This is a genomic window from Mesorhizobium sp. P2_E9 (assembly GCF_056403815.1).
The window spans coordinates 1-1,365 of sequence record NZ_JBFUET010000050.1 but is presented as its reverse complement, the minus strand read 5'-3'; the positions used below and the strand labels follow the sequence as shown (position 1 = coordinate 1,365).

Sequence of the window (1,365 nt, the reverse complement as noted above, 5' to 3'; positions counted from 1 at the left end):
TGGGGCCGTGTATGGACGGCTCTCCGTTGGCAAGGGATTTGTGAGCTTTTGCAGTTGCTGGTTGGTGCGGCCATGTATCCGACCTGTAGGTGCGGCCTTTCATGTGCCGCTGGCCATAATGCCATTCGCGCGTTTCAGGTCCCGATCGAAAGCTCGCACTTATAGTGCACGGCCCCAGTGGGTTTTCCTGATCCGGCGGTTTCAACCGGCTTTGTGCATTAGCTCCTGTCCGCCCTTTCCAACCTCGTTGGCGATCCCGCGCCTTGTTTCGTTCTATGCGATGACCGGCTCCCTGTAGCGCTCGCCGCCGGTCATCAATGCCCAGACCATGCGGGCTGTCTTGTTAGCCAGCGCAACCGCCGCGACCTTGGTTGTTCGCCGCGCCATCAGTTGCACCAGCCAGGGGCGCCTGGTCCCGTTCCGTTCGGCATAGCGGATGACCGCCATGGCGCCGACCACGAGCAACTGTCGCAGGTAGCGATTGCCGGCTTTGGAGATGCTGCCGAGCTTCTCCTTGCCCCCGCTCGAGTTCTGCTTCGGCACGAGCCCGATCCAAGCCGAGAGGCATCGCCCCGACTTGAATGCGTGCGGATCGGCGACGGTCGCAACGAACGCACTCGCCAGCAGTGGGCCAACGCCCGGAATCTCCATCAACCTGCGACCCAGTTCGGTCTCTCGCGCACTCGCACGGACCCGGCGATCGTTTTCGAGGATCTGTTCCTTCACGACACGAAGCTGTGCTTCCAGCATCCTCAGGCAAAGCCGTGCGTCGGCCGGTATCCTGGCATCGTTCTCGTCGTTGATGACCACGAGAAGTTGCTCAATTCCACTACGCCCGATCGGCGCCACGACCCCGAACTCGGATAGGTGCGCCCGCAACGCGTTCGATATCTGTGTGCGCTGGCGGTTGAGCATCAATCGAACCCGGTGCAGCATCATCACACTCTGCTGCTCGGGCGACTTCACCGGCACGAAGCGCATCGTCGGTCTTGTCACGGCCTCGCAGATCGCCTCTGCATCTGCAGCATCATTCTTCTGCCGCTTCAGATACGGCTTCACATACTGTGCCGGCAGCAGCCGCACATCATGGCCACGCGCGATTAGCTCGCGAGCCCAATAATGCGACGAACTGCAGGCTTCGATTCCGACCAGGCAACGCGGCAGGCTCTCAAAGAACGGCAGCACGCGCCCACGCGTCAACTTCCTGCGAACTGCAACCTCACCAGCCGCATCCACGCCGTGGACTTGAAACACGGACTTCGCAATATCCAGACCGATTGTCGCAACGTTGCTCATCATAGCGCTCCTCCAGCTCTAATCCCGCGATCATACCGCAGGAAGGGAGGAGAGCCGTCCACCGCATCA

1 protein-coding gene is annotated in these 1,365 nt (G+C 61.0%); it reads right to left on the bottom strand.

Annotated elements, in window-relative coordinates; genetic code table 11:
- Positions 1 to 273: 273 nt before the first annotated feature.
- Entirely contained in the window at positions 274 to 1,296 is a 1,023-nt protein-coding gene (locus AC1D05_RS35705; protein ID WP_477447672.1) for an IS110 family RNA-guided transposase, read from the bottom strand.
- Positions 1,297 to 1,365: the final 69 nt, after the last annotated feature.

Bases quoted from the DNA above. Each gene is read 5' to 3' on its own strand.
- AC1D05_RS35705 (WP_477447672.1), bottom strand. From the start codon at position 1,296: ATGAGCAACGTTGCGACAATCGGTCTGGATATTGCGAAGTCCGTGTTT.